The sequence below is a fragment of the Burkholderia sp. BKH01 genome (genome assembly GCF_025685725.1).
GTDB lineage: Bacteria > Pseudomonadota > Gammaproteobacteria > Burkholderiales > Burkholderiaceae > Burkholderia > Burkholderia pyrrocinia_C.
On the sequence record NZ_JAOTQT010000002.1, the window covers coordinates 11,726 to 35,406 of the forward strand.

The 23,681-nt window shown below is 67.5% G+C and carries 24 protein-coding genes; 6 read left to right on the forward strand and 18 right to left on the reverse strand.

The features are described from left to right. Nucleotides 1–138: 138 nt before the first annotated feature. Nucleotides 139–1,083, forward strand: a complete 945-nt coding sequence (locus OEJ37_RS02975) for an AraC family transcriptional regulator (protein WP_175919557.1) — start codon at nt 139–141, stop codon at nt 1,081–1,083. A 20-nt stretch (nt 1,084–1,103) separates the two neighbouring features. Here the strand turns inward: OEJ37_RS02975 and OEJ37_RS02980 are convergent, their stop codons facing one another. From OEJ37_RS02980 to argB, 7 genes are all read right to left on the reverse strand, one after another. Next, on the reverse strand, nt 1,104–2,156 hold the full coding sequence (locus OEJ37_RS02980) for a M48 family metallopeptidase (RefSeq protein ID WP_175919556.1): 1,053 nt from the start codon (nt 2,154–2,156) through the stop codon (nt 1,104–1,106). Next, a complete protein-coding gene (locus tag OEJ37_RS02985) occupies nt 2,146–3,567 on the reverse strand; it encodes an AmpG family muropeptide MFS transporter (protein WP_263343162.1) in 1,422 nt (473 codons plus the stop codon). The genes OEJ37_RS02980 and OEJ37_RS02985 overlap by 11 nt, the downstream gene beginning before the upstream one ends. A 95-nt stretch (nt 3,568–3,662) precedes the next feature. After that, on the reverse strand, nt 3,663–4,271 hold the full coding sequence (gene metW, locus OEJ37_RS02990; protein ID WP_152860818.1) for a methionine biosynthesis protein MetW: 609 nt from the start codon (nt 4,269–4,271) through the stop codon (nt 3,663–3,665). Then, a complete protein-coding gene (metX, locus tag OEJ37_RS02995; protein WP_174421402.1) occupies nt 4,268–5,413 on the reverse strand; it encodes a homoserine O-succinyltransferase MetX in 1,146 nt (381 codons plus the stop codon). Before metX ends, metW begins: the two co-directional genes overlap by 4 nt. Nucleotides 5,414–5,781: 368 nt before the next feature. Continuing rightward, on the reverse strand, nt 5,782–6,450 hold the full coding sequence (gene slmA, locus OEJ37_RS03000; protein ID WP_174421403.1) for a nucleoid occlusion factor SlmA: 669 nt from the start codon (nt 6,448–6,450) through the stop codon (nt 5,782–5,784). After that, entirely contained in the window at nt 6,417–7,208 is a 792-nt protein-coding gene (locus OEJ37_RS03005) for a pyrimidine 5'-nucleotidase (RefSeq protein WP_174421404.1), read from the reverse strand. Before OEJ37_RS03005 ends, slmA begins: the two co-directional genes overlap by 34 nt. Continuing rightward, nucleotides 7,205–8,104 (reverse strand): acetylglutamate kinase, encoded by a 900-nt coding sequence (gene argB / locus OEJ37_RS03010; RefSeq protein WP_006754950.1) that lies wholly within the window; start codon nt 8,102–8,104, stop codon nt 7,205–7,207. Before argB ends, OEJ37_RS03005 begins: the two co-directional genes overlap by 4 nt. 293 nt (nt 8,105–8,397) lie before the next feature. Here argB and OEJ37_RS03015 point away from each other — a divergent pair, with 293 nt between their 5' ends. From OEJ37_RS03015 to OEJ37_RS03025, 3 genes are all read left to right on the forward strand, one after another. Further along, nucleotides 8,398–8,622: a cysteine-rich CWC family protein gene (locus OEJ37_RS03015; protein ID WP_174421405.1), complete on the forward strand. Its 225-nt coding sequence runs from the start codon at nt 8,398–8,400 to the stop codon at nt 8,620–8,622. 91 nt (nt 8,623–8,713) lie between these two features. Then, a complete protein-coding gene (locus OEJ37_RS03020) occupies nt 8,714–10,132 on the forward strand; it encodes an ATP-binding protein (protein WP_175947024.1) in 1,419 nt (472 codons plus the stop codon). A 13-nt stretch (nt 10,133–10,145) separates the two neighbouring features. Next, complete coding sequence (locus OEJ37_RS03025) at nt 10,146–10,688, forward strand: response regulator transcription factor (RefSeq protein ID WP_011546464.1); 543 nt, start codon at nt 10,146–10,148, stop codon at nt 10,686–10,688. A gap of 168 nt (nt 10,689–10,856) precedes the next feature. Here the strand turns inward: OEJ37_RS03025 and hslU are convergent, their stop codons facing one another. The 9 genes from hslU to OEJ37_RS03070 all read right to left on the reverse strand — a co-directional run bounded on the left by hslU (nt 10,857) and on the right by OEJ37_RS03070 (nt 20,188). Further along, nucleotides 10,857–12,200, reverse strand: coding sequence for an ATP-dependent protease ATPase subunit HslU (hslU, locus tag OEJ37_RS03030; protein WP_174421407.1), 1,344 nt, complete (start codon nt 12,198–12,200; stop codon nt 10,857–10,859). A gap of 10 nt (nt 12,201–12,210) precedes the next feature. Further along, a complete protein-coding gene (gene hslV, locus OEJ37_RS03035; protein ID WP_006755256.1) occupies nt 12,211–12,747 on the reverse strand; it encodes an ATP-dependent protease subunit HslV in 537 nt (178 codons plus the stop codon). Nucleotides 12,748–12,992: 245 nt separating this feature from the next. Continuing rightward, nucleotides 12,993–13,409, reverse strand: a complete 417-nt coding sequence (dksA, locus tag OEJ37_RS03040) for an RNA polymerase-binding protein DksA (protein WP_006477498.1) — start codon at nt 13,407–13,409, stop codon at nt 12,993–12,995. 507 nt (nt 13,410–13,916) lie between these two features. Continuing rightward, nucleotides 13,917–15,077, reverse strand: coding sequence for a CobW family GTP-binding protein (locus OEJ37_RS03045; RefSeq protein ID WP_411859233.1), 1,161 nt, complete (start codon nt 15,075–15,077; stop codon nt 13,917–13,919). A 109-nt stretch (nt 15,078–15,186) separates the two neighbouring features. Continuing rightward, nucleotides 15,187–16,401, reverse strand: coding sequence for a class I SAM-dependent rRNA methyltransferase (locus tag OEJ37_RS03050; protein WP_263343164.1), 1,215 nt, complete (start codon nt 16,399–16,401; stop codon nt 15,187–15,189). A 76-nt stretch (nt 16,402–16,477) separates the two neighbouring features. Beyond that, nucleotides 16,478–17,398, reverse strand: coding sequence for a tyrosine recombinase XerC (xerC, locus tag OEJ37_RS03055; RefSeq protein WP_162631586.1), 921 nt, complete (start codon nt 17,396–17,398; stop codon nt 16,478–16,480). 11 nt (nt 17,399–17,409) lie between these two features. Next, nucleotides 17,410–18,135, reverse strand: coding sequence for a DUF484 family protein (locus OEJ37_RS03060; RefSeq protein WP_174421411.1), 726 nt, complete (start codon nt 18,133–18,135; stop codon nt 17,410–17,412). Between the two features lie 37 nt (nt 18,136–18,172). Next, entirely contained in the window at nt 18,173–19,042 is an 870-nt protein-coding gene (dapF, locus tag OEJ37_RS03065) for a diaminopimelate epimerase (RefSeq protein WP_175919550.1), read from the reverse strand. A gap of 261 nt (nt 19,043–19,303) precedes the next feature. Next, a complete protein-coding gene (locus tag OEJ37_RS03070; RefSeq protein ID WP_263343165.1) occupies nt 19,304–20,188 on the reverse strand; it encodes a lipid A biosynthesis lauroyl acyltransferase in 885 nt (294 codons plus the stop codon). Between the two features lie 265 nt (nt 20,189–20,453). On the opposite strand from OEJ37_RS03070, the gene metK reads away from it, so the two are divergent. Then, nucleotides 20,454–21,641: a methionine adenosyltransferase gene (gene metK / locus OEJ37_RS03075; RefSeq protein ID WP_006482984.1), complete on the forward strand. Its 1,188-nt coding sequence runs from the start codon at nt 20,454–20,456 to the stop codon at nt 21,639–21,641. A gap of 110 nt (nt 21,642–21,751) precedes the next feature. Here metK and OEJ37_RS03080 read toward each other — a convergent pair whose 3' ends face one another. After that, nucleotides 21,752–22,093 (reverse strand): hypothetical protein, encoded by a 342-nt coding sequence (locus OEJ37_RS03080; RefSeq protein ID WP_174421415.1) that lies wholly within the window; start codon nt 22,091–22,093, stop codon nt 21,752–21,754. Between the two features lie 353 nt (nt 22,094–22,446). Here OEJ37_RS03080 and OEJ37_RS03085 point away from each other — a divergent pair, with 353 nt between their 5' ends. Beyond that, nucleotides 22,447–23,220: a phytanoyl-CoA dioxygenase family protein gene (locus OEJ37_RS03085; RefSeq protein WP_174421416.1), complete on the forward strand. Its 774-nt coding sequence runs from the start codon at nt 22,447–22,449 to the stop codon at nt 23,218–23,220. A 144-nt stretch (nt 23,221–23,364) separates the two neighbouring features. Here OEJ37_RS03085 and OEJ37_RS03090 read toward each other — a convergent pair whose 3' ends face one another. Further along, entirely contained in the window at nt 23,365–23,571 is a 207-nt protein-coding gene (locus OEJ37_RS03090; protein WP_152860788.1) for a DUF3185 family protein, read from the reverse strand. Nucleotides 23,572–23,681: the final 110 nt, after the last annotated feature.

Sequence of the window (23,681 nt, forward strand, 5' to 3'; positions counted from 1 at the left end):
GAGCGCGGCGCCGCGGCGAAATACACGAAGGTCTGGAAGATTTGCCTATTCCTCTCGAATTGCATGCGAACGGCCGTCAAAACGTATTCAAGGTGCTACATTTCGAGCCAGATTCTCTTGCCGGACAGGACCGCGCCGATGAGCTTCCAGCCCCTTTTCACCGACACGGGCGAACGTGTGCAGCGCCGCATGATCGAACTGCACACGCGCCTCGCGCCGAACGAGGGCGACACGCTCGCGGCGCTCGACGGCGTGCGCTTCATCCGCGTGAGCCGTCCCGCGCCGCGCGTGCCGGTGCTGTACGAACCCAGCATCATCGTCGTGTGCCAGGGGCGCAAGCTTGGCTATCTCGGCGAGCGCTCGTTCGTCTACGACGCGCAGCAGTATCTGGTGCTGTCGGTGCCGCTGCCGTTCGAATGCGAGACTTTCGCGAGCATGGACGAGCCGTTCCTCGCGATCTCGATCCGCATCGATCTGGCGGTGATCGCCGAGCTCGCGATCCTGCTCGACGAGACGCTCGGCGCGGCTGTCAGCGAGCCGCACGGCGTGTACTCGACGCCGCTCGACGCGCCGCTGGCCGACGCGGTGGTGCGGCTGCTCGAAGCGCTCGCGTCGCCGCACGACACGCGCGTGCTGGGCCCGGCGATCATGCGCGAGATCGCATATCGCGTGCTGACGGGCGCGCAGGGCGACGCGATCCGCGCGGCGCTCGTGCAGCAGCATCATTTCGGCCGCATTGCGAAGGCGCTGCGGCGCATTCACGTCGACCTGAAGGCCGACCTCGACGTCGAGACGCTCGCGCGCGAGGCCGGGATGAGCCTCGCGGTGTTCCACGCGCAGTTCAAGCACGTGACGGCGACGTCGCCGATGCAGTACGTGAAAGCCGCGCGCTTGCATCAGGCGCGGCTGATGATGGTGCGGGACGGAGTCGGCGCCGGCACGGCCGCTGCCCGCGTCGGTTATGCGAGCGCGTCGCAATTCAGCCGCGAGTTCAAGCGGCTGTTCGGCCGCAGCCCGGGTGACGACGTGCGCTGGATGCGTGAGAGCAGAGGCCGGCCGATCGCGGCGGACGTGGACGCATAGCGATCGGCTTCTCGCGCCGCTCAGCGCCGCGCGGCCTTGCGCCGCTGCGCGCTGATGCCCGCGTAGTCGGGCAGCGTGTCGACCCGTTTGCCGGTTGCCTTCGCATACAGCGGCATCAGGTCCGGCAGGCGGTTCAGCAGATCCTGGCGCCGGGCGGTGCTGTACGGGTGCGTGTAGATGAAGCCCGTCGCCTTGTTCGCGCGCGTCGCGACCGCGAGCTTGTCCCACAGCGTGATCGCCGCGCGCGGATCGAAACCCGCGCGTGCGGCGATGTCGCCGCCGATCACGTCGGCTTCGGTCTCGTCGGTCGGGTCGTAGTGGAGCGCCTGCAGACGCTCGCCGAGGTTCAGTGCCTGCGGCAGCGGATCGCCGACGCCGAACAGCGGCGGCAGCGTGGCCGCGCGCAGCGACGTCTGCGAGGTCGCGCTGAAGTTGCTGCGCGCGTGTTCGCGCAGCGCATGCGCGATGCCGTGCGCGAGCAGCACGCCGAACTCGTCGTCGTTCAGGCGGATGCGGTCGAGCAGGCCGCCGTACACGAGCACCTTGCCGCCCGGCAGGCAGGTCAGGCGGATGTCGCGCGAGCGGATCGCGTTGACGTCCCACGTCCAGTTCTTCACGCGATCGTTCCACTTCACCGAATACGGCGCGAGCTTCGCGACGATCGCGCGCAGGCGCTTCACGCGTGGCTGGTTTGCGGGCAGCAGGCGGTTGCTGTCGGCGGCCGCCTGCACGATCTGCGCGTATTCGTTCCCGGTGAGTTGCTCGAGCAGCGGCGAAGGAAGCAGCGTGCGAAATGCGATCTCGTTGCCGTAGCGGACCTGCTGCGGCGTCGGCGTATACGCCTTCGCTGACGCGGCGGCGCCGGTCGGCTGCGCGGCTTCGGCGGCGGACGGCGGGACGGGCGCGGCCGAAGTCGCCGGCGTGGATGGCGTTGCCTGCGCGGCGGCCGGCGCGGAGCCTGCCGCGGCCGTGCCGGTGTCGGCCGCGTGCGCGAACCCCGCGGCGAGTGCCGCGGCGCCGACGCTCAGCGAAGCCGCAACGCGCGCGAGGCGGTGCACGCGGTCACTGCGCACGGCTGGCCTCGCCGTTGCGTGCGGCACCGTTCCACGGCGCGATCCTGAACAGCAGCAGCATGCCGGGAATCGCGAGTGCCGTGCACACGATGAAATAGTCGAACCAGCCGATCTTCGCGACGATGAAGCCGCTCGCGGCCGACGCGAGCGTGCGCGGCACCGATGCGAGGCTCGTGAACAGCGCGAACTGCGTGGCCGTGTAGCGCGGGTCGGTCGTGCTGGCGATATACGCGACGAACGCGGCCATCGTCAGGCCCGTCGTGAAGGTTTCGACGCCGTAGACGATCGCGAGCGCGACCGTCATCGGGCTGAATTGCGGCGCGACGGCAATGCCGAACACCGACAGCCCCGATGCGATCGCATGGCTCGTCGAAACGGTGAAGTCGTAGAGCACCGCGAGCACGGGCGAGCCGGGGCCGAGCTGAGCGAGCCACGCGAAGCCGAGCGTCGACACCATCTGCAGCGCGCCGAAGATCCAGAGCCCGCGGCCGATGCCGATCTTCACGAGCCAGACGCCGCCGATGATGCCGCCGGCGACGCTCGCGACGAGCGCGGTGGTTTTCGCGACGATGCCGATCTCGGTGCGCGTGAAGCCGATGTCGAGGAAGAACGACGTCGACAGCGTGGTGGCCATCGTGTCGCCGATCTTGAACAGGAAGATGAACGCGATGACGAGCAGCGCGCCGGTCCAGCCGTCGCGCTGGATGAATTCGCGGAACGGCAGCACGATCGCGTCGCGCAGGTTGCGCGGCGGTGCGCCGACCACTTCGGGCTCGCGCACGACGAGCGTCATCAGGATGCCCGGCAGCATGAACGCGCCGGTGATCGCGAACACGACGTCCCACGGCATGTGATCGGACAGGATCAGCGCCAGCGAGCCGGGGATCAGCGCGGCGAGCTTGTACGCGTTCACGTGCACCGCGTTGCCGAGGCCCTGCTCGGTGTCGCGCAGCAGCTCGCGGCGGTACGCGTCGATCACGATGTCGGAACTCGCGCCGAAGAACGCGACGAGAGTCGTGAGCGCGGCAACCGTCCAGATCGAATCGCGCGGCGACACGAAGCCGAGCGCGGCGATCGCGCCCGCGACCAGCACCTGCGTGAGCAGCATCCAGCCGCGCCGGCGGCCCGGCCGCCAGCCGGGCAGGCGCGGCAGGTAGCGGTCCATCAGCGGTGCCCACAGGAACTTCCACGTATACGGGAACTGGATCAGCGCGAACAGGCCGATTTCCTTCAGGTTCACGCCTTCGGAGCGCAGCCATGCCTGCACGAGGTAGACGAGCGTAAACAGGGGCAGCCCCGACGTGAAGCCCAGGAACACGCAGATCAGCATGTGCGTGTTCAGATAGGCTCGCCAGCCGGGGTGATCCTCGTGAGCGGTGAGTGCGGGCGCCTCGTGTGGCGTTTTCGACATGGACTGGAACTGGGTAGCGTTGACTGATTGCGGCGGCAGCGCGCGGCGGGGGAGCGGCGCGGGCCGGGCCCGGCGTTCGTCAACGGCCCCCCGGCTCAGCTGCGCTTGACGCGGTAGACAGCAAGACTACCACGCCAGTTCGCTCCCCATCGAATCGGCTGGCCTTCGTGCAGCACGACGCGGTCGAGGATCGTGACGCCGACTTCGGGCGCGAGCGCCTCGAAATCCTCGATGGTCAGCACGCGCACGTTCGGCGTGTTGTGCCACTGGTACGGCAGCGATTTCGACACGGGCATCCGGCCGTGCAGCACCGACAGCCGGTGCGGCCAGTAGCCGAAGTTCGGGAACGACACGATGCATTCGCGGCCAACGCGCGCCGTTTCGCGCAGGATCGCGGCCGTCTGGTGGATCGTCTGCAAGGTTTGCGACAGGATCGCGATGTCGAAGCTGTGGTCCTCGAACAGGCGCAGGCCGTCCTCGAGGTTCTGCTGGATCACGTTGATGCCGTTCTTCGCGCTCGCGAGCACGCCCGCGTCGTTCAGCTCGATGCCGTAGCCGGTGACGTCCAGCTCCTCCATCAGCAGCGCGAGCAGCGAGCCGTCGCCGCAGCCGAGGTCGAGCACGGTCGAGCGCGGCTCGACCCAGCGTGCGATCGTGCGGAAGTCCGCGCGCGCGGACAGGGAATTCAGCGCTTGCTGGTTCATGCGCCCACCTCGTTGGCGATTCGTTCGTAATACGCGCGGATCAGGTTGTGATAGCGCGCGTCGTCGAGCAGGAACGCGTCGTGGCCGTGCGGCGCGTCGATCTCCGCGTAGCTGACCGTGCGCTTGTTGTCGAGCAGCGCCTTCACGATCTCGCGCGAACGCGCGGGCGCGAAACGCCAGTCGGTCGAGAAGCTCGCGATCAGGTATTTCGCCTGCGTGTGCGCGAGCGCGGCCGTCAGGTTGCCGTCGAACGCCTTCGCCGGGTCGAAGTAGTCGAGCGCGCGCGTGATCAGCAGGTAGGTGTTCGCGTCGAAGTAGTCTGCGAACTTGTCGCCCTGGTAGCGCAGGTACGACTCGACCTCGAACTCGACGTCGAAGCTGAAGTTGTACGCGTCGAGCGCGCCGTCGGCGCGGCGCAGCGCGCGGCCGAATTTCTCGGCCATGTCGTCGTCGGAGAGATAGGTGATGTGGCCGATCATCCGCGCGACGCGCAGGCCGCGCTTCGGCTTCACGCCGTGTGCGTAATAGTCGCCGCCGTGGAAATCGGGGTCGGACAGGATCGCCGAGCGCGCGACCTCGTTGAACGCGATGTTCTGCGCGGACAGCTTCGGCGTCGACGCGATGTCGATGCAGTGCGCGACGCGCTCCGGGTACATCAGGCTCCACGCGAGCGCCTGCATCCCGCCGAGGCTGCCGCCCATCACGGCGGCAAAGCGCTCGATGCCGAACGCATCGGCGACGCGCGCCTGCGCGTGCACCCAGTCCTCGACGGTGACGACCGGATAGCGCGCGCCGTACGGCTTGCCGGTCGACGGATCGATGCTCATCGGGCCGGTCGAGCCGAAGCACGAGCCGAGGTTGTTCACGCCGATCACGAAGAAGCGGTTGGTGTCGAGCGGCTTGCCGGGGCCGACCATGTTGTCCCACCAGCCGGTGCTGCGCGGATCGTCCGCGTAGATGCCGGCGACGTGATGCGACGCGTTGAGCGCGTGGCAGACGAGCACCGCGTTCGAGCGTGCGGCGTTGAGCTCGCCGTACGTCTCGACGACGAGCTGATAGTTGCCGATCGCGCTGCCGCTTTGCAAGCGCAGCGGTTCGGCGAAGTGCATGGTCTGTGGAGCGACGATGCCGATCGATTCCATTCGTTCCGCCTTATGACTGGGCAGCTAAATGGTGTCGGCGATGCGCGGAGTCGGAGATGCGCGGCTGACGACCTCTTTAGCCGCATTTGTAGTGAACCGCCGGGACAAAGACAAATCAAGGCCCCGGCCGGTTCGCGCGCCCGCAATCGAGTCAGCAAATCGGCGCGCTTCCGACCTGCCGCCAACGAGGCGGCAAGTCGGCAAAGTATAGCGGAATTCCGCTGGGCACGGATTTCGCGGCGCAGCCGTCGGTTTGCAGGCGCGAATCGTCGAGTATCGAGAGGGCGGCGCCCGGCTGAACAGGGGCGACGCGCAGTCGCCGGTCGGCCGGAGCGGCGAGCGGGGTTTCGCTGTCGGCAATGCGTCGCTTACTGCAGGATCAGCCGCAAATGCGCGTCGGCCTGCTCGCCGGGCGATTTCTGGAAGCCGCCCTTCGCGAAGCGGTGCCACCTGCCGATCACGTAGCTGACGAGCAGGCTCGCGCGCGCGGCCGGATCGTAATCGGCCGGTAGCAGGAAAGGCGCAGCACCGTCGGGCGCGGCAGCTTCGGTGCGCGCGACCCGCAGGCACTGCTTGACGGTCGCTTCGATGCGATCGAGCAACTGGTTCACACGCTCGGTGAGCCGCTCGTCCTCGCCGACCAGCGCCTCGCCCGTCAGCACGCGCGTCATTCCCGGGTTCTTCGCGGCGAAATTGAGCATCGTGAGCGCGATCGTGCGGGCTTGCAGCACGCCGTTGGGCTCCTTCTCGACGATCTGGTTGACGAGGCCGAACAGCGACTGCTCGATGAACTCGATCAGCCCTTCGTACATCTTCGCCTTGCTCGGGAAATGGCGGTACAGCGCTGCTTCCGACACGTCGAGCCGGGCCGCGAGCGCGGCGGTGGTGATCTTCTCGCGCTTCGGTGCCTCGAGCATCGTCGCGAGTGTTTGCAGGATGTGCACGCGGCGCTCGCCCGGCTTCGGGCGCGTACGGGTGCGGGTGGGTGATGCCTGATCGTCCGTTACGGCTTGGTCCTGCGGGTGAGTCGGCTGCATTTCTGTCGCCCCGATCGAGTGCCCAGTCGAAGCGATTTTAACGAACGAATCCGCTGGTCGACATAATGCGGGCGGCCGGTACCCGGCAGGTTGCCGGGAAGATGGCCGGTAATCCATACGGTGCCGATGCCGAGACGCTTGTAGCGCTTCAGGTGGCCGCGCGTATCCTCGACGAGGATCGCATCGGACGGGCGCGCATGCGCGGCGCGCAGCGTCCGGCGCAGCATCGTGTGGTCGGGCTTCGCGCGCCACGTGCGGCGGTCGCGCATGTGCTCGAGCGCGATCACACGCTCGAACAGCCGTTCGATGCGCAGTTCGCGCAGCACCGCGCGCGCGTACTTCTCCGGCGCGTTGGTCAGCACGAACTTGCGGCCCGGCAGCGCGGCGACGATGCGCGCGAGGCCGCGCTCGGCGCGCAGCATCGCGGGGAGATCGGAAAACGTGTGGACCGCGCGCAGGAAGTCGTGCGGATCGATCGGATGGTGGCGCGTGAGGCCGAGGAGCGCGGCGCCGTAGCGCTGCGTGTAGCCGATGCGCAAGCGGTCGGCTTCGGCGCGCTCGACCTTGAGCGCGTCGACGATGTATTGCGTCATCGCACGGTTGATCTCGGGGAAGATCGCGTGCGATGCGTGGTGCAGCGTGTTGTCGAGATCGAACAGCCAGACGGGCGCGCCGGCGCGCGGCCGTCTGCGCGAGATGCGCCGGCGCCGCAGCGGGGCCGGCAGGTCGGGGCTGGTGGTCTTGCGGCGCGCGCTCAATGCGAGCGGATCATCGTGCCGAACGGCTGCTCGGTCAGGATTTCGAGCAGCACCGAGTGTTCGATCCGGCCGTCGACGATGTGCACCGACTTCACGCCGCTCTTCGCGGCGTCGAGCGCCGACGAGATCTTCGGCAGCATGCCGCCCGAGATCGTGCCGTCCTCGAACAGCGCGTCGATCTCGCGCGCGGACAGATCGGTCAGCAGGTTGCCGTCCTTGTCCATCACGCCCGGGATGTTGGTCATCATCAGCAGCTTCTCGGCGTTCAGCACCGTGGCGAGCTTGCCGGCGACGAGGTCTGCGTTGATGTTGTACGACAGGCCGTCTTCGCCGAAGCCGATCGGCGAGATCACCGGGATGAACGCGTCGTCCTGCAGCGCCTTCACGACCGCCGGGTTGATCGCCTCGACTTCGCCGACCTGGCCGATGTCGATGTACTGGCCCGGGTTGTCGCGGTCCGGCATCAGCAGCTTGCGCGCGTGGATCAGGCCGCCGTCCTTGCCCGTCAGCCCCACCGCGTGGCCGCCGAAGTGGTTGATCAGCGTCACGATGTCCTGCTGCACTTCCCCGCCCAGCACCCATTCGACGACTTCCATCGTCTCTTCGTCGGTCACGCGCATGCCCTGGATGAAGGTGCCGGCCTTGCCGATCTTCTTCAGCGCCTGGTCGATCTGCGGACCGCCGCCGTGGACGATCACCGGATTGATGCCGACCAGTTTCAGCAGGATCACGTCGCGCGCGAAGCCCTGCTTGAGCCGTTCTTCCGTCATCGCGTTGCCGCCGTATTTGATGACCACGGTCTTGCCGTGGTAGCGGCGGATGTACGGCAGCGCCTCGGCGAGGATTTCTGCTTTCAGCGTCGGGGCGATCTGCGAGAGGTCGATTGGCTCGGACATGGCGGCGGCTCAGGCTGGGAACGGTTGAAACACGGCGAATTGTACAGGAGTGGCGCAGCGCAGCATCGGTTTTTGGGCTGGCCGGAAGGTGATCGGCGCGGCTCGGACACCATACGCGGCGGCCCGCCGGCTATGGCGCTGCGCGATGCGGGCGGCGGTGCGCGGGCAGCGGCGGCGGGTTCGTTCGCGTGCGTTCGCGGCGAACTTCGGCCGGCAGACCGCCGTGCAAGATTCGTGCGCCGCGCTATGCTTGTCGCGTGGGGCGACTTCACGCCCGCTTTCGCGATTGCACCATGACCGATTCCGCCGCCGACGCCCGTTCCGCCCCGCGCCGCGCGCGCTGCCCGCACTGCGGGCGCGGCTTCGACTGCGGCGCCCGCACGCAGCCGTTCGAATGCTGGTGTGCGTCGATGCCGGCGCTGCCCGGCGGCACGCAGCCGGTGGCCGGCACGCGCTGCCGGTGCCCCGAGTGCCTGGCCGACGAGATCGCGCGGCGCATGGCCGGCGCGGCCGGCTGACGGCACCGGCCGGGCACGCGATGCGCCCCGTTCGCCCGCTCCGATCCGGCCCCGCTGGAGGCGCCGCCCGCTAAACGGGTAAACTGCCCGGATGCAACGAATCACCACCACCGGGCGCGTCAACCTCAGTCACCTGTTCTGGCTCCGCAATCTCGCGATCATCGGCCAGCTCGTGACGATCGGCGTCGTGCAGACTTATTTCGGCGTGCATCTGCCGTTGCCGGCGATGCTGATGGTCATCGCGCTCGAAATCGTTTTCAATGCGCTGACCTGGGTGCGTGTGCTGCGCGCACGGCCCGAGACCAATTTCGAGCTGCTCGGCCAGCTGTGGGTCGACCTCGGCGCGCTGTCCGCGCTGCTGTTCCTGTCGGGCGGCACGACCAACCCGTTCGTGTCGCTGTACCTTCCGTCGCTCGCGATCGCGGCCGCCGTGCTGCCGTGGCACCTGATGATCTGGCTCGCGGCGTTCGCGGTCGCGTGCTACGCGGCGCTCGGTTTCGACTCCGTGCCGCTCAACATGGACAATCCCGCGAACCTGTTCGACTACTACCGCACCGGGATGTGGGCGAACTTCATGGTCAGCGTCGGGCTGATCGCGTGGTTCGTCGCGCGCATGTCGAATGCGCTGCGCCAGCGCGATGCGGCGCTCGGCGAAGCGCAGCAGCACCTGCTGCGCGACGAGCGGGCGGTCGCGCTCGGCGTGCAGGCCGCCACCGTCGCGCACGAGATGGGCACGCCGCTGTCGACGATCGCGATGCTCGCCGAGGAATTGCGCGACGCGGCGCGCGCCGATCCGGGTCTTGCCCGATACGAGGCCGACCTGAAGGTGCTCGAGGAACAGATGACGCTCTGCACGTCGGCGCTCGCGCGCCTGCGCAGCCGCGCGAGCGCGCCGGCGAGCCGCCAGCCGGTGGACGACTGGCTCGACACGTTCGTCGAGCACTGGCGCCTGCGGCATCCGCACGTGCAGTTCGAACTGCTCGGCGCGCGTCCGGCGGGCGTCGCGCTCGACGACACGGTCGCGGCCGGCCAGATCCTGACGATCCTGCTCGACAACGCCGCGCGCGCGAGCCCGCAGCGCGTGACGCTGGCCGCGAAGGTCGCGCACGACCGCGCGGCCGACGTGATCGAATTCGAGGTATGCGACGACGGGCCCGGCATTCCGGCCGCGCTGCGCGAATCGCTCGGCGCGATGCCGGTCGACAGCACGCAGGGCGGGCACGGGGTCGGCCTGTATCTCGCGTTCAGTGCGGCCGCGCGGCTTGGCGGCGAGATCGAGCTGTCCGATGTCACGCCGCGCGCGGCAGGCGGCAACGGACGCGCCGGCGGTGCGGCGAACGGCCACGCCGCTGCCGCATCGGGCCAACGCGCGGGCGAACGCGTGGCCGAACGAACGGCCGGCACGCCGGACAGCCGCGCGGCCGGCGCAACCGCCGGGCGCGGCACGCGGGCCGTGCTGCGCCTGCCGGTCGTGCGCGTCGCGGCGCCGGTCGCCTCAACCAACACGTAGACGGAGAAACCACATGAGCGAGAACAATTTCCTGGTGATCGACGACAACGAGGTGTTCGCGGGTACGCTCGCGCGCGGCCTCGAGCGCCGCGGTTACGCGGTTCAGCAGGCGCACGACAAGGAGACGGCGCTCAGGCTCGCCGCGGGCGGCAAGTTCCAGTTCATCACCGTCGACCTGCATCTCGGCGAGGATTCGGGCCTGAGCCTGATCGCGCCGCTGTGCGACCTGCAGCCCGATGCGCGGATTCTGGTGCTGACCGGCTACGCGAGCATCGCGACCGCCGTGCAGGCCGTGAAGGAAGGCGCCGACAACTATCTCGCGAAGCCCGCGAACGTCGAGTCGATCCTGGCCGCGCTGCAGACCAACGCGACCGAAGTGCAGGCCGACGAGGCGCTCGAGAATCCGGTCGTGCTGTCGGTCGACCGGCTCGAATGGGAGCACATCCAGCGCGTGCTCGCGGAGAACAACAACAACATCTCGGCGACCGCGCGCGCGCTGAACATGCACCGCCGCACGCTGCAGCGCAAGCTCGCGAAGAAGCCGGTGCGGCAGTAAGCGGCGCGCCGCGGTCGTCGCGGCGCGTGTCGATGCAGTACGACGGGCGCTGCGGGTTGCGATGGGCAATCGCGCATGCGGGCAGGCCGTGCTCGGCCCTCTGCCGGACGCACCAACGAAAACGGGCGACCCGTCGGGTCGCCCGTTTCGCATTCGCCGCCGCGCGCGTTACAGCACGTAGCGCGACAGATCCTCGTCCTGCGCCACTTCGCCGAGCGCGCGGTCGACATACGTCGCGTCGATCGTCACGCACTCGCCGGCGTGACTGCCGGCCGAGAACGACACTTCCTCGAGCAGTTTCTCGATCACCGTGTACAGCCGGCGTGCGCCGATGTTCTCGGTCTTCTCGTTGACCGAATACGCGATCTCCGCGAGGCGACGGATGCCGTCCCGGGCGAATTCGAGCTGTACGTCCTCGGTCGCGAGCAGCGCCTGGTACTGCTTGACGAGGCTCGCGTCGGTCGCATCGAGGATCGCCTCGAAGTCTTCCACCGACAGCGAGTCGAGCTCGACGCGGATCGGGAAGCGGCCCTGCAGTTCCGGAATCAGGTCGCTCGGCTTCGCGAGGTGGAACGCACCGCTCGCGATGAACAGGATGTGATCGGTCTTCACCATCCCGTACTTCGTGTTGATCGTCGTGCCTTCGACGAGCGGCAGCAGGTCGCGCTGCACGCCCTGGCGCGACACTTCGCCGCCGCTGCCTTCGTTGTTGCGCGACGTGATCTTGTCGATCTCGTCGAGGAACACGATGCCGTTCTGCTCGACGTTCTGCACGGCCTTCGTCTTCACTTCCTCGTCGTTGAGCATCTTCGCCGCTTCCTCGTCGGTCAGCAGCTTCAGCGCTTCCTTGATCTTCACCTTGCGGCGCTGCTTCTTGCCGCTGCCGAGGTTCGAGAACATCGAGCGGATCTGCTCGGTCATCTCTTCCATTCCGGGCGGCGCCATGATGTCCATGCCGGCCGACGGCTGCTCGAGGTCGAGCTCGACTTCCTTGTCGTCGAGCTGGCCTTCGCGCAGGCGCTTGCGGAACGTCTGGCGCGTCGCGTTGTTGTCGTCGTTCGCGTGCTCGGCATTGCCGCCGAAGCCCACCGCGCGCGGTTGCGGCAGCAGGATGTCGAGGATGCGGTCTTCCGCCTGGTCGGTCGCCTTGCTGCGCACCTTGCGCATCTCGGATTCGCGCGTCTGCTTGACCGAGATCTCGATCAGGTCGCGCACGATGCTGTCGACGTCGCGGCCGACGTAGCCGACTTCGGTGAACTTGGTCGCCTCGATCTTGATGAACGGCGCATCGGCGAGCTTCGCGAGGCGGCGCGCGATTTCGGTCTTGCCGACGCCCGTCGGCCCGATCATCAGGATGTTCTTCGGCGTGATTTCCGTGCGCAGCGGATCGGCGACCTGCTGGCGGCGCCAGCGGTTGCGCAGCGCGACCGCGACGGCCTTCTTCGCCTTGTTCTGGCCGATGATGTGCTTGTCGAGTTCCGAGACGATCTCGGCAGGGGTCATGGTGCTCATGGGGCGGTCCTTACTCGATCGTTTCGATGATGCGGTTGTGGTTCGTGTAGATGCACATGTCGCCGGCGATCCCGAGCGACTTCTCGACGATCTCGCGCGGAGACAGCTCGGTATTCTCGGCGAGCGCGCGGGCCGCGGCCTGCGCGTACGCGCCGCCCGAGCCGATCGCGCAGATGCCGCCTTCGGGGTCGAGCACGTCGCCGTTGCCGGTGATCACGAGCGTGGTGGTCGCGTCGGCCGTGATCAGCATCGCCTCGAGGCGGCGCAGCATCCGGTCGGTGCGCCAGTCCTTCGCGAGCTCGACGGCCGCACGGGTCAGGTTGCCCTGGTGCTTCTCGAGCTTCGCCTCGAAGCGGTCGAGCAGCGAGAACGCATCGGCGGTGCCGCCCGCGAATCCGACCAGAACCTGGTTGTTGTAGATCCGCCGCACTTTCCGCGCGCCACCCTTCATGACGATGTTGCCGAGGGTTACCTGGCCGTCGCCGCCGAGCGCGACCTTGTCGCCGCGCCGGACCGAAACGATGGTCGTGCCGTGAAATTGCTCCATCTGCGTTCCTTGAGAAAAACGGGGAAGAGTCGGGCGGCGCGAGGCGCCGCCGCGTGAATCGCAGTGCGCCGGGGAGCGGCCCGGCGCGCGTCCGTTTCATTTTAGGGCGGGCGCGGGGATATCAAGAGGCGGGAGGCAAATCGGCCGGCCGGGAACCGGCTCTGGACCGGTGCCGGAAAAACAAAAAGCGCGCGGCAGGCCGCGCGCTTTCGGGAAGCAGCGTGTCGGAGCGGAACGCCGCTCGATCAGTCGCCGAACAGCTTCTGGCGCAGCTCGCGGCGCTCTTGCGCCTCGAGCGACAGCGTGGCCGTCGGGCGCGCGAGGAGGCGCGGAATGCCGATCGGCTCGCCGGTTTCCTCGCACCAGCCGTAATCGCCGGAATCGATGCGGGCGAGCGACTGCTGAACCTTCTTGAGGAGCTTGCGTTCGCGATCGCGCGTACGCAGCTCGAGCGCGTGCTCTTCCTCGATCGTCGCGCGATCGGCGGGATCGGGCACGATCACCGTCTCGCGCAGGTTCTCGGTCGTCTGGCCTGCATTCTTGAGGATGTCCGCCTGCAACTGTTCGAGCCGATTTTTGAAGAAGGCGAGCTGATCCTCATTCATGTAATCCTTGTCGCTCATCTTCAGGATTTCGGCTTCGGTCAAGAGTTTCTTCGTCATCTGCTTGCTTCTTCAATGTGCGGCAAATCAATAGATATTGCCTGCACTTTGGGATTACCCGCAACCGCGTTTGCATTCATTTGCGATTTGCCGCCGCGGGGCCGAAAGCCTCTGGAAAACCGGTTCTCAAATACCAGGATAGGCCTGGCGCGGATTTGCGCGCGCGGCGAACCGGTGTGCTGCGCGGCAGATCGCATCGGCCGCGGCCGGGTGGCGGATTGGCGATCCGGCGCGGTTGCGATGCCCGGAAAACTGGTTCAGCAAGAACCGGGCCTGTTTGTTGCCGTACTCCAGCGGGCACGTATTGTAACTGAATCGCAAGCGGGCGCCGTATCGGGTCGATCCCCGTCGGCTGCGCCAATATCTAGAAAATATAACGCGCAAATCGCGAAAAAGCGATGACGGCGAAACCCTGCCCGCACGCCGCCGCCGGGGCCGCCGCGAAAGCGGCGGCGCGGGCGGGGCGCAAAGGGGCAAAAAGGGCCGCAAACGCGGCGCCCGCGCGCGTCAGGCGAGGCAGGCGTCGAGGCCGTCGGTGATCAGGTCCTGCGGCAGGTCGACGCCGATGAAGACCATCTTGTTGGTCTTCTTCTCGGCCGGCAGCCACTTGGCGGCGAGGTCGCTGCCCATCATCTGGTGCACGCCCTGGAACACGACCTTGCGGTCGACGCCCTTCATGAACAGCACGCCCTTGTAGCGCAGCATCCGCTCGCCGTAAATCTGCAGGATGCCGCCGAGGAAGTCTTCCAGCTTGTTCGGGTCGAACGGGCGGTCGTTGCGGTACACGAACGACTTGATCTTGTCGTCGTGGTGCGCGTGGTGATGGTGGTGGCCGTGGTCGTGATCGTGCGCGCATTGGCCGTGATCGTGGTCGCAATCGGCGTGATCGTGATCATGGTCGTGGCCGTGGTGATGGTGCGCGTGATCGTCCTCGGCGAGGAAGTCGGGGTCGATCTCGAGCTTCGCGTTCAGGTTGAAGCCGCGCAGGTCGAAGATTTCCTTGATGTCGGCTTCGCCGAAATTCACGACCTTGATCGCGGCCCTCGGGTTCATGTGCATCAGGCGGTGCTTGAGATCGGCGACGGTCTGGTCGTCGACGAGGTCCGACTTCGTGATGAACAGGCGGTCGGCGAAACCGACCTGGCGCTGCACGACTTCGTGTTCGTCGAGCTGCGCGTCCGCATGCTTTGCGTCGACGAGCGTGATGACCGCGTCGAGCAGGAAGTCGTCGGCGATTTCGCTGTCGATGAAGAAGGTTTGCGCGACGGGGCCCGGGTTCGCGAGGCCGGTCGTCTCGATCACGATGCGGTCGAAGTCGAGCTTGCCTTCGCGCTTCTTCGCGGCCAGATCGCCGAGCGCGCGTGCGAGGTCGCCGCGGATCGTGCAGCAGATGCAGCCGTTGCTCATCTGGATGATCTGCTCGTTCGAATCCTGCACGAGGATTTCGTTGTCGATGTTCTCTTCGCCGAACTCGTTCTCGATCACGGCGATCTTCATGCCGTGCTGTTCGTTCAGGATGCGCTTGAGCAGCGTCGTCTTGCCGCTGCCGAGAAAGCCGGTAAGGATGGTGACGGGAGTGGCCATGTCGGTCGCCTGTGGTTCGTGAATCGGGGTCAAAACCAGAATGTGCGTCGCGCCCTCGCGCTGCGAGCCGGGGCGCACAACCATTCATTGAAACATACCTGTCAAGCCCTCGCCCGTCGTCCGGACGACAGGCGAAAGCGCTGGCCCGCCAGGCAGGGCCGGCGGACGGTGGTGTCCGCCAAGATCGGGGCGATCAGACGATTTGCAACAGCAGGCCCTTCAGATATTCGCCTTCCGGGAACGCGGCGAGCAGCGGGTGATCGACGCCCGCGCCGAGCCGCTTCAGGATGCGCGCGTCGACCTTCGCGTCGGCTGCCGCGCCCGCGACGATCTTTTGGAACAGGTCCATGTCGATCGCGCCCGAGCACGAGTACGTGAACAGCAGGCCGCCCGGACGCAGCAGCTTGAAGCCGCTCAGGTTGATGTCCTTGTACGCGCGCGCCGCGCGATCGACGCTGTCGCGGGTCGGCGCGAACTTCGGCGGATCGAGCACGATCAGGTCGAAACGCTCGCCTTCGTCGACGAGACGGCGCAGCGTCTTGAATGCATCGGCGTCCAGCCAGGTCGCGCGTTCGGCATCGAAGCCGTTGGCGACGACGTTCTGCTGCGCGAGCGCGAGCGCATCGCCCGACGAGTCGATCGACACCACGCGTTTCGCGCCGCCCTTGAGCGCCGCGAGCGAGAAGCCGCCCGTGTAGCAGAAGCAGTTCAGCACGTCGCGGTCGGCCGCGTACTGCGCGACGAGCGCGCGGTTGTCGCGCTGGTCGACGTAGAAGCCCGTCTTGTGGCCGTTCGGCACGTCGACGTGATAGCGCACGCCGTTTTCGTTCGCGATCAGCGACGCGGGCGGCGCATCGCCGGCCAGCACGCCGGTCGTCTGTTCGAGCCCTTCCTTGTCGCGGATCGACACGTCCGAGCGCTCGTACACGTTCGGGCAGCCCGTCGCGCCGGTGAGCGCCGCGACGATCGCGTCCTTCCACGCTTCGACGCCAGCGGCCATGAACTGGCAGACGAGCTGGCCGCGCGGCGCCGCGCCGGCTTCCGCGGTGTCCGCGACGTAGTAGTCGACGATCAGCCCCGGCAGCCCGTCGGCCTCGCCGAACACGAGCCGCACCGCGCCGGTGCCCGACACCATCGTCGTGCGGTGCGCGACCGCGCGCTGCACGCGGCGCTTGAAGAACGCGTGGTCGATCGGCTCGTTCTCATCGAAGCTCCACACGCGCACGCGGATCTGCGACTGCGGGCTGTACGCGCCGCGCGCGAGGAAGCGGCCGTCGTGCGTGCGCACGATCACGGTTGCGCCGGGCGCGGGCTTGCCGTCGACGCGGTCGATCGCATTGGCGTAGATCCAAGGATGGCGACGCAGCAGCGATTTTTCCTTGGACGGCTTGAGTGTGACGGTTTGCATGATGAGATCGAAATGGGCCGCGCCCGACGCCGACCGTTGCCGGTCGCCGCGCGCGGCGGGTAACACGGGACGCGCGTCAGTCGCGCTTCTTCGCGCGCGGATGCGCGCTGTCGTAAATCTTCGCGAGATGCTGGAAGTCGAGCGACGTATAGACCTGCGTCGCGGAGACGCTCGCGTGGCCGAGCAGTTCCTGCACCGCGCGCAGGTCGCCGCTCGACTGCAGCACGTGCGTCGCGAACGAGTGGCGCAGCACGTGCGGGTGGACGTTGGCGGGAATGCCGGCGGCGAGCGCCGCGCGCTTCACGCGCTCGCGCACGACGCCGGGCGACATCCGGTTGCCGCGCACGGACACGAACAGCGGATGCGGGTCGTGCTTCACGAATTCGCCGCGCACCGCGAGCCACGCATTCAGCGCGTCGATCGCCTTGCGGCCGACCGGCACCTTGCGCTCCTTGTTGCCCTTGCCGCGCACGGTGACTTCGGCTTCGGCGAGATCGAGCCAGCCGGCCGAGCGGTAGCCGTCGGCCTGCGTGTACATGACGTCGAGCCCGATCAGTTCGGCCAGGCGCAGCCCGGACGAATAGAACAGCTCGAGGATCGCGTGATCGCGGATGCTCTCGGTCGTGCCGGCGAGCGGCGCGTCCATCAACGCCGACGCGTCGTCGACCGACAGCGCCTTCGGCAGCGTTTTCGGCCGCTTCGGCGCGCGCACCGCGGCAACCGGGTTCGCGGGCATCTCGATGCGCTGCGCGAGCCAGCGGTAGAACGCGCGCCATGCCGAAAGGCGGTGCGAGATCGAGCGCGCGGACAGCCCGCCCGCATGCGCGCGCGCGACCGCGCCGCGCATGTCGGCGGCCGTCAGCGCTTCGAGCGGCCGGCCGGCCGCGAGCTTCTTCAGTTCGTCGAGTTCGTGCGTGTACGCACGCAGCGTATGTTCCGACAGCTGCCTGACGTGCTTCAGGTTCGACAGGTAGGCGGCGACCGGATCGTCTGTCATCGCGTGCGCGGTCAGTGCGGCAGCAGGCGCGTGAGCGCCGCGCTCGCGAGCGTCGCGATCTGCGCGAGGAAGTCGGTGGCCATCCCGTCGTGGAAGCGGCGCGGATCGGGCGAGCCGAGCACCAGCAGGCCGAACGCGGGCGCGTCGGTGCCGGCGAGCGGCGCACGCAGCGCGAGCAGCGCGACCGATGTGGCGGAACCGTCGCCGGCCGGCGCGGCTTCAGCGCCTTCCGCCGCATTCGCGGCCGAGGCGGCTACCGCGGGCGCGAGCCACTGCGCGGCCTCGAAGCCCGTGTTCGCGCCGCAGTACGGCGTCGACAGGCCGTTCGTGAACAGGCGTACCTCCTCGCCGACCTGGCGCGCGAAGTCGGCCTGCGCGTAGGTGTCGGCGACGTCCCACACGCGTAATGCCGTTTGCGGCACGTCGAACACGTCGGCGATGCCGTCGGAGATCGTGCGCGGCAGCGCGTATGGATCGCGTTCCGCGATCACGCGCGCGGTCCAGCGGCTGAACTTCGCGGACAGGCTGTCGTTCTCGTGGCCATAGCGCACGAGTTCGGCGAGGCGGCGCTCGAGATGCTTGTTCTTGTCGCGCAGCATTTCCATCTGCCGCTCCTGCAGCGAGATCGCGGCCTTGCCGTGCGGGTTCGCGAGACGGATCGTCGCGAGCAGTTCGGCGTGCTGCGCGAAGAATTCGGGATTGGCGAGCAGGTAGTCGGCGACTTCGCGATCGTTCATGTGGCTGGAGCGTTCAGTTATCAAGGGCGTTGCAGGGTCAGGCGTTCAGGTCGATCTCGCCTTCGAACACGGTCGTGGCGGGCCCGGCCATCATCAGCGCGGCGGTTTCGTCGCGCGCGCCGTCCCAGCCGATCGTCAGCGTGCCGCCGTGCGTGTGCACGGTCACCGGCGAATCGAGCAGGCCGCGCCGGATGCCGGCCGCGACCGCCGCGCACGCACCCGTGCCGCACGCGAGCGTCTCGCCCGCGCCGCGCTCGTACACGCGCAGCTTCACTTCATTGCGCGACACGATCTGCATGAAGCCGGCGTTCACGCGCTGCGGGAAGCGCGCATGGCGCTCGATCAGCGGGCCTTCTTCCAGCACGGGATACGCTTCGGCATCGTCGACGATCTGCACCGCATGCGGATTGCCCATCGACACGGTCGAGATCCAGCGTGTCGCGCCGCCGACGTCGAGCGGCCACAGCGTGTCGCGGCCTTCGGTGCGGCCGTCGAGGCCCGATGCGTCGAACGGCACCTGCGCCGGCGCGAACACGGGCGCACCCATGTCGACGACGACTTCGCCGTTGTCCTGCAACGTCAATGTGATCAGACCCTTCATGACCTGCACGCGCACGCTGCGCTGGTCGGTCAGGCCGCGGTCGCTGACGAATTTCACGAAGCAGCGCGCGCCGTTGCCGCAGTGCTCGACCTCGCCGCCGTCGCAATTGAAGATCCGGTACTTGAAATCCGCGCCGTCGACGGTCGGTTTTTCGACGAGCAGCAACTGGTCGGCGCCGATACCGAAATGCCGGTTGGCGAGCGCGCGCACCTGCGCTTCGGTGAGCGGCGGCAACGCGCGCGAATAGCCGTCGAGCACGACGAAGTCGTTGCCCGCGCCGTGCATCTTGGTGAACGAAAGTTTCACTGGGTCCGGGATTCCATGGCGAACAAGGCGGCCAGCACGACGCGAACGGCCGGCGGCCATGCCGGGCGGCCTCGTTCGTCGTGCTGATCTCAGCCGTAAATGATACATGCAGCCGACAGGGGCGTCCTGCGCGGACGGGGGCGTCTGTTGCGCGGGCGGAAAGGGCGCGGTATCCGGCAGGCGCGCGCGAAAGGCGCGCCGAAGGTGGCGAGGGCGCAGGCGCGCGCATGACGGCGCACCCGCGGGTTTCGCCCGGCAGGGTCAGTACAGGCTCGGTTCGCCGGGCGGGCGCGTCTTGAAGCGCTTGTGGACCCAGTAGTACTGCTCGGGCATCAGCGGAATCTGTTCCTCGAGGAATTCGTTCATCCGCCGCGCGTCGAGATCGTCGTCGCCGGTCGGGTAGTTGGCCCACGGCTTGAAGACCTTTAGCCGGTAACCCTTGTAGTTCGGCAGCACCTCGCCGATAAAGGGCAGAACCTGCGCGTGGCCGGTCTTGGCGAACCGGCCGACCGCCGTCAGCGTGCAGGCCGGTACGCCGAAGAAGGGCACGAACGTCGAGTTGCGCAGCCCATAGTCCATGTCGGCGCCCAGCATCACCGGCTTGCGGTCGCGCAGCCAGCGCAGCACGGTACGCGCGCTGTCCGCCCGGCTCGCCAGCTCCGCACCGAAGCGGCTGCGGCCGGCTTTGGCCGCGGCTTCGATTTCCGGGTTCTTCATCGGCGTGTAGAGCGAGCCGCACGTGCGGCCGAGTGCGAGATTGATTGCCATCGAACCGGCCTCGATGCCGACGAAATGGAAACCGAGCAGGAGGGTCGGCGGCATGTCCGGATCGCTGAGGTCGACCTCGCTCTCGACCGTAAACAGCTTGCGGTAGGCCCGTTCCGACGCGAACCATTGGTAGCTGCGCTCGACGTAGCTGCGGATCGCATGGCGGAAATGCAGGCCGGCCACTTCCTCGCGCCGTTCGTCGCTCCAGTCCGGGAAGCAGAGTTTCAGGTTGGTGTGTACGATGCGCTTTCGCCGGCTGGGGATCTGGTACAGCAGCCAGCCGAGACCGTCGCCGAGCCGCGCGGTCAGGCCGTACGGCAACAGGGCGAGCAGCTTCAGGAAGCCGATGGCGAGATGCGTGCCGAGGCGGCCTAGCATGCGGAACCTCCGTGGGGCCGGATGGCTGGCGCGTTGCGATCGGGGGAGTAAGACAGCGGAAGAAACAGCACGGGCGGCGCTCTGTGACAATTCAGGAAAGCCGCTATAATACGGGCTTCGCCGAGTTAACTGACAACTTGCGGGGCGAAGCCGGCTGGCGCGAAGCGCGCTGCCCGGTCCTGGTAATCCGCTAAAGCGTCGCCGCTTCAGGCCCAACGAAGCTGGCTACGTGAAACCAACCGTAACCACACAGGAGCCTGAAAAAGTGGCAAACGATTATCTCTTCACGTCCGAATCCGTCTCCGAAGGCCATCCGGACAAAGTCGCGGACCAGATCTCGGACGCGATTCTCGACGCCATCCTCGAGCAGGACAAATATTCGCGCGTTGCGGCGGAAACGCTGTGCAACACGGGTCTCGTCGTTCTGGCCGGTGAAATCACCACGACGGCCAACATCGATTACATCCAGATCGCGCGCGACACGATCAAGCGCATCGGCTACGACAACACCGACTACGGCATCGACTACAAGGGTTGCGCGGTGCTCGTCGCATACGACAAGCAGTCGCCGGACATCGCCCAGGGCGTCGATCGTGCCCACGACGACAACCTCGACCAAGGCGCGGGCGACCAAGGCCTGATGTTCGGCTACGCGTGCGACGAAACGCCGGAACTGATGCCGCTGCCGATCTACCTGTCGCACCGTCTCGTCGAGCGCCAGGCCAGCCTGCGCCGCGACGGCCGCCTGCAATGGCTGCGCCCGGATGCGAAGTCGCAGGTGACGGTCCGCTACGTCGACGGCAAGCCCGATTCGATCGACACCGTCGTGCTGTCGACGCAGCACGCACCGGACATCGAGCTGCCCGCGCTGCGCGAAGCCGTGATCGAGGAAATCATCAAGCCGACGCTGCCGGCCGACCTGATCAAGGGCGACATCAAGTTCCTCGTGAACCCGACCGGCCGGTTCGTGATCGGCGGCCCGCAGGGCGACTGCGGCTTGACGGGTCGCAAGATCATCGTCGATACGTACGGCGGTGCCGCACCGCACGGCGGCGGCGCATTCTCGGGCAAGGATCCGTCGAAGGTCGACCGTTCGGCTGCGTATGCAGGCCGCTACGTCGCGAAGAACATCGTCGCCGCCGGCCTCGCGTCGCGCGCGCTGATCCAGGTGTCGTACGCGATCGGCGTTGCCGAGCCGACCTCGGTGATGGTCAACACGTTCGGCACGGGCCGCGTGTCGGATGCGGTGATCACGAAGCTCGTGCGCGAGCACTTCGACCTGCGTCCGAAGGGCATTATCAAGATGCTCGACCTGCTGCGCCCGATCTACGAGAAGACCGCTGCCTACGGCCACTTCGGCCGCGAAGAGCCGGAATTCTCGTGGGAAGCGACCGACAAGGCGCTCGCGCTGGCCGAAGCGGCCGGCGTGGAGCCGACGGCACGCGTCGCGTAAGCGTCGTTCGCCCGAAACAAAAAACCCCGGCATTGCCGGGGTTTTTTTATGGATTCCGATCGCCGGCGCAACGGCGGCGATCATGGCGGGCAGTGCCCGCCGGCGCTGCTTCAGCGCGCGCCGAACCCGAACCAGCCGTTGCTGGCCGCGAGGCGGCGCGGGCGGTTGACGCGGCGCTGCGGGCCGAGCGCGCGGCGCAGCGCGAGCGCGCGCAGCGACGAAGGCTTCTGCAGCAGCGAGCGCAGGCCGGCACGGCGTGCGAACGTCTGCGCGCTCATCATCGAGAAAAACGCGTGGAACCACGCGCGGATGCCGTCGAGCCGGCCGTGCGCGGGCGCGCGCTCGGCCAGCGCCTGCGTGCGTGCGCGGTGATGGCGCAACGAGCGGGCGGGAGCGGACGGCGCGACGCGCTTCGCAGCGCGGTTGAGACGGGAAGTCAGACGGAATGGCATGTGAACGATGCTTCGCTTGTATGGGTGGCGCCCTTGAAGAGCGCACTGGTATGAACGGCCTCGGATTGCGCAACGGATCTTACTGAAAGCCGCTGCGCGCCGCGCCCGCCAGAATTGACAGGCCGCGTCAGGCTACAGGGGATTCATGACCGGCAAAAGTCGCGATAAACCCTTGTGCCGCAAGGCGTGTGCCGCATACCGCCTGTCGGTGAGGCCAACGCCGCGCCGCACAGTTCCCTTGCGCCAGATCAAATCGTCGATTGGCATGCCCCTGCGTACGACAATGGCGCTGTTCGCGGCATCCGGCGCCGATTTACAATCGTCACATTCACACAATAAACGTCTGGCATCCCATGTCGTCTCCATTGCAGTCGGAATCGATCCGCGCGCAAGTCGCGGAATTGCGCGAACGCGGGTTCGTCGTCGCGCGTGGCCTCGTCGGCGAGCAGCAATGCGCGGCGCTCAAGCGGATTGCGGAGCGCCAGTTGCAGGAGGCCGCCGAACCGATCGAGTTCGAGGCGGACCTGCGCTACCCGGGCGCGCCCGAGTCGAAGCATGCGCCGGGCGGGCACACGGTGCGGCGGCTGCTCGATGCGTATTCGCGCGATCCGGCATTCGCCGAGCGCGCGACCGCACCCGAAATCGGCGCGTGGATGCGCGAGTACTTCGGCGAAGAGCCCGTGCTGTCGCGCGCGCATCACAACTGCATGATGACCAAGCACCCCGCGTACGGCAGCCTGACGGGCTGGCATCGCGACTTCCGCTACTGGGCGTTCGAGCGTTCGGACATGGTGTCGGTATGGCTCGCACTCGGGCCGGAAACGAACGAGAACGGCGCGCTGTGGCTCGTGCCGGGTTCGCATACGGCCGAATTCGGGCCTGAAGCGTTCGACGAAGCGAAGTTCTTCCGCAGCGACCTGCCGGAGAACCGGAAGATGATCGACGCGGCCACGTGCCCGACGCTCCAGGCCGGCGACGTCGTGTTCTTCCACAGCAACACGCTGCATTCGGCCGGGCAGAACCGTTCCGACCAGGTGAAGTTCTCGCTCGTGTACACGTACCACGGCGCGAGCAACCGGCCGATGCCCGGCACGCGCTCGGCGGCGAAGCCGGAAGTGCAGTTCTAGGTGCGGATCGGTCGGCGCGGCGAGGCCGCGACGATCACGCGATGCCGCGCATCGCGGGCGAATGAAGCAACGGGCGGCCTGGCCGCCCGTTTCGTTTTGCGCGGCCCGATCCGGGTGACGCGGGCCGTTCGCGCGGCTGCGCGATCAGCGCTTGCCGCCCGGCATCGCGAGGCCGATCAGGCCGGCGAACGATGCGACGGCACCGCCCACGATCAGCAGGATCGTCTTCGTGGCGGGCGAGCCAGTGAAGAAGCGCGACACGTTGTCGTTGATCGAATGGAACGACTGGCCGCCGAAATACAGCAGCACGACGCCGCCGACGAGCAGCGCGACCGAGATGACCCGGGACATACCAACCTCGCTGAAACGGTGATTCGAGACGCCGCAGTGTAGGCGACGACCGCGGTCGCGTCCATCGCCGTGCGCGCATCGGCCGGCTTCGTTACCATAGCCGTCGTGCG

What these genes read in the sequence shown, in the direction of transcription:
- OEJ37_RS02975 (WP_175919557.1), top strand. Translation starts at nt 139, where the DNA reads ATGAGCTTCCAGCCCCTTTTCACCGACACGGGCGAACGTGTGCAGCGC.
- OEJ37_RS02985 (WP_263343162.1), bottom strand. Translation starts at nt 3,567, where the DNA reads ATGTCGAAAACGCCACACGAGGCGCCCGCACTCACCGCTCACGAGGAT.
- metW (WP_152860818.1), bottom strand. Translation starts at nt 4,271, where the DNA reads ATGAACCAGCAAGCGCTGAATTCCCTGTCCGCGCGCGCGGACTTCCGC.
- metX (WP_174421402.1), bottom strand. Translation starts at nt 5,413, where the DNA reads ATGGAATCGATCGGCATCGTCGCTCCACAGACCATGCACTTCGCCGAA.
- slmA (WP_174421403.1), bottom strand. Translation starts at nt 6,450, where the DNA reads ATGCAGCCGACTCACCCGCAGGACCAAGCCGTAACGGACGATCAGGCA.
- argB (WP_006754950.1), bottom strand. Translation starts at nt 8,104, where the DNA reads ATGTCCGAGCCAATCGACCTCTCGCAGATCGCCCCGACGCTGAAAGCA.
- OEJ37_RS03015 (WP_174421405.1), top strand. Translation starts at nt 8,398, where the DNA reads ATGACCGATTCCGCCGCCGACGCCCGTTCCGCCCCGCGCCGCGCGCGC.
- OEJ37_RS03020 (WP_175947024.1), top strand. Translation starts at nt 8,714, where the DNA reads ATGCAACGAATCACCACCACCGGGCGCGTCAACCTCAGTCACCTGTTC.
- OEJ37_RS03025 (WP_011546464.1), top strand. Translation starts at nt 10,146, where the DNA reads ATGAGCGAGAACAATTTCCTGGTGATCGACGACAACGAGGTGTTCGCG.
- hslU (WP_174421407.1), bottom strand. Translation starts at nt 12,200, where the DNA reads ATGAGCACCATGACCCCTGCCGAGATCGTCTCGGAACTCGACAAGCAC.
- hslV (WP_006755256.1), bottom strand. Translation starts at nt 12,747, where the DNA reads ATGGAGCAATTTCACGGCACGACCATCGTTTCGGTCCGGCGCGGCGAC.
- dksA (WP_006477498.1), bottom strand. Translation starts at nt 13,409, where the DNA reads ATGACGAAGAAACTCTTGACCGAAGCCGAAATCCTGAAGATGAGCGAC.
- OEJ37_RS03045 (WP_411859233.1), bottom strand. Translation starts at nt 15,077, where the DNA reads ATGGTTGTGCGCCCCGGCTCGCAGCGCGAGGGCGCGACGCACATTCTG.
- OEJ37_RS03050 (WP_263343164.1), bottom strand. Translation starts at nt 16,401, where the DNA reads ATGCAAACCGTCACACTCAAGCCGTCCAAGGAAAAATCGCTGCTGCGT.
- xerC (WP_162631586.1), bottom strand. Translation starts at nt 17,398, where the DNA reads ATGACAGACGATCCGGTCGCCGCCTACCTGTCGAACCTGAAGCACGTC.
- OEJ37_RS03060 (WP_174421411.1), bottom strand. Translation starts at nt 18,135, where the DNA reads ATGAACGATCGCGAAGTCGCCGACTACCTGCTCGCCAATCCCGAATTC.
- OEJ37_RS03070 (WP_263343165.1), bottom strand. Translation starts at nt 20,188, where the DNA reads ATGCTAGGCCGCCTCGGCACGCATCTCGCCATCGGCTTCCTGAAGCTG.
- OEJ37_RS03080 (WP_174421415.1), bottom strand. Translation starts at nt 22,093, where the DNA reads ATGCCATTCCGTCTGACTTCCCGTCTCAACCGCGCTGCGAAGCGCGTC.
- OEJ37_RS03085 (WP_174421416.1), top strand. Translation starts at nt 22,447, where the DNA reads ATGTCGTCTCCATTGCAGTCGGAATCGATCCGCGCGCAAGTCGCGGAA.
- OEJ37_RS03090 (WP_152860788.1), bottom strand. Translation starts at nt 23,571, where the DNA reads ATGTCCCGGGTCATCTCGGTCGCGCTGCTCGTCGGCGGCGTCGTGCTG.